2 protein-coding genes are annotated in these 1,425 nt (G+C 61.1%); one reads left to right on the forward strand and one right to left on the reverse strand.

The features are described 5' to 3' along the window. The coding region (locus AC1DWI_RS23105; protein WP_477725911.1) for a GlxA family transcriptional regulator at positions 1-873 on the reverse strand (873 nt) is incomplete at its 3' end. Between the two features lie 82 nt (positions 874-955). On the opposite strand from AC1DWI_RS23105, the gene AC1DWI_RS23110 reads away from it, so the two are divergent. Beyond that, a partial coding sequence (locus tag AC1DWI_RS23110) for a DJ-1/PfpI family protein (protein ID WP_477725910.1) occupies positions 956-1,425 on the forward strand: 470 nt, incomplete at its 3' end.

Raw genomic sequence — 1,425 nt, forward strand, 5'->3', positions numbered from 1 at the left:
ACCCCGGGTCGATCCGGTATGCCTCTGGACTTCCTTCCCCGACAGACACCCCGAGCTGGCGAGGATTTCCGCCTGTTCACACCGCAAGCTGTTGAGTGCGGCTATGGGACCCATGCCGAAGTTTTCCGCAAACTTGCGCTGAAAAGTGCGCCGGGACATATTGCACATATCCGCCATCTCGTCGACGGACCATTCGTGATCAAGCCGGGCCTGCAACAACTCGATCAACTGGCGAAATGGTGCAACGGCCCGATCCTGAATCCTCAGGGCCTGGCTGTACTGGCGCTGATCGCCGTCCCTGCGTAAATAGACAAGCAGCCGCCGCGCGACACGCTGCGAGATGTCGGCGCCATGGTCGCGCTCGATAAGGGCCAGCGCGAGGTCGATGCCGGCGGTAACACCCGCCGTGGTCCAGTACTTGCCGCTTTCGCAGTAGATCTTGTCGTCGTTAACCCTGAGGTCCGGAAAGTCCCGCTGCAATCTCTCGGCGGATCGCCAGTGGGTGGTGACCTCCCGGCCACTCAACAGCCCGGTGGCGGCGAGCAGGAAGGCCCCCGTGCAAACGCTGCAGGTTCTACGTGTGGCCTGGTCTCTTTCCCGCAGCCAGTTGACCAATTGAAGATCGGCACATGCCGCATGGATACCGCCACCGCCCGGCACCACCAGCGCATCGATCGGCAATGCCGCGGCAGCCCCCAGATCGTGGTCCACATGGATTTTCAGTGCACCATCGGCGCTCGTTACAACGTCCTTCCGTGCCACAGTGATCAGGCGATACGCCGGAACGCCCACCTCTTCATTTGCCGTGGCAAATGCCTGCCACGGCCCGGCGAGGTCAATGGGCTGGAAGCCGTCAAACAAGAGAAATGCCACCCATTTTGGCGCACATTCGCCCGCTTTTGGCACTGTCCCTGCGGCACCTGGCCTTACCGTCAGCGTATTAAGGAGGGTGTTCATGAAAGTTAATATTATTCTCTTCAATGCACTGACACAACTTGATTTGACAGGGCCCTTTGAAGTCCTGGCACGTGTGCCGGGGGTGCATGTCGAGCTCGTAGGGAAGTCACTGGAGCCAGTCCGCTCGGACCGCGGCCTCACGCTGACACCCACCACGACCATCGCAAACGCACCGCCCTGCGACCTGCTGGTGGTGCCGGGGGGACCTGGAACCGACGACGCCATACTGGACGCCGAGTGGGTCAATTTCACCCGCAGGCAAGCAAAGTCAGCGAAGTACATCTTCGGTATCTGTACGGGTTCGTTGCTGCTCGGCGCCGCGGGCCTTCTCAAGGGCAGGCGAAGCACCTGCCACTGGCAGGCCATCGATTTTCTGCCGGCGTTCGGTGCCATCGTCACCAGAGAGCGCATGTGTGTGGACGGAAATATCTTCACGGCGGGCGGCGTGACATCCGGCATCGACATGGC

The organism is Polaromonas sp. P3_C2, from assembly GCF_056402675.1.